This window comes from Frankia sp. AgKG'84/4 (assembly GCF_023242965.2).
Taxonomy (GTDB): domain Bacteria; phylum Actinomycetota; class Actinomycetes; order Frankiales; family Frankiaceae; genus Frankia.
Genome location: NZ_JALKFU020000883.1, coordinates 1 through 871 on the forward strand (window position 1 = coordinate 1; position 871 = coordinate 871).

Sequence of the window (871 nt, forward strand, 5' to 3'; positions counted from 1 at the left end):
CGGCGACACCGTGCCCGGGGCCGGTCGGCGACTCGCCCGCGGGCCGCGGGTCCGACACGGCGACCTCCTCGGCGCCGTACGGGTCGATGGGGCGGGCGGGGTCGACGTAGGCGCGGACGGGCCCCGGCTGATCGCCGGGCTCGCTGTAAGCGCCAGCGTCCGCGTGGTCGCCGCCGTCGCTGTAGCCACCGACGTAGCCGCCACCGCCGCTGTAGCCGCCACCGCCGCTGTAGCCGCCAGGGCCGCTGTAGCCGCCAGGGCCGAGGTGAGCGCCGGGCTCGCCGTAGCCACCCGACTGGCCGTAACCGTCGGCGTCGTCCTGGCGATCGGACCCGCCGTAGCCGGCCGGCGCGGGTGCCGCCAGCCAGCCCGCCTGGCCGTAACCGCTCTCGGTCGCCGACGCCGGGCGCCGGGGCTCGCCGTCGGGTCGCTCGGCGCGGTCTTCGCGCGGGGCGGTCCCCCGCGGCCCGGACCCGGCCCGGCGATGCTCGTCAACGCTGGCCCGGTAGCCGCGGGAGACGTCGTCCAGAGCGTCGGACAGCGGGTCGCGGACGGACCGCGGAAGTTGCGCGTCGCCTCGTCCTGGCGGCGGATCGTCGCCGGCCCGCGCCGGGCCGGGCGGCGGTACCCCAAAACCGCGAACGCCGAACGGCGTGGCCACGTCCCAGCCCGTGGTGGGGCCGGCGCGACCAGCGTCAGGGTGGGCCGCGCCCCGGCCCGGATCCCGGTACTCGCGCGCCGGGAGGTCGGGATCGCTCCCGTGGCCACGGGAAGGGTCGAGGTGGTCGGGTGTGGCGCGCCGCATACGGTCCCAGCCGTAGGAAGGCGCGTCGCCCGCGGGCCCGGGCGGCGCCGGCGCGGCGCCCATGGC

1 pseudogene is annotated in these 871 nt (G+C 79.2%); it reads right to left on the bottom strand.

From position 1 onward, the window contains the following. Positions 1-661 (bottom strand): annotated as a pseudogene (locus MXD58_RS25830) (hypothetical protein); the annotation flags it as partial. Positions 662-871: the final 210 nt, after the last annotated feature.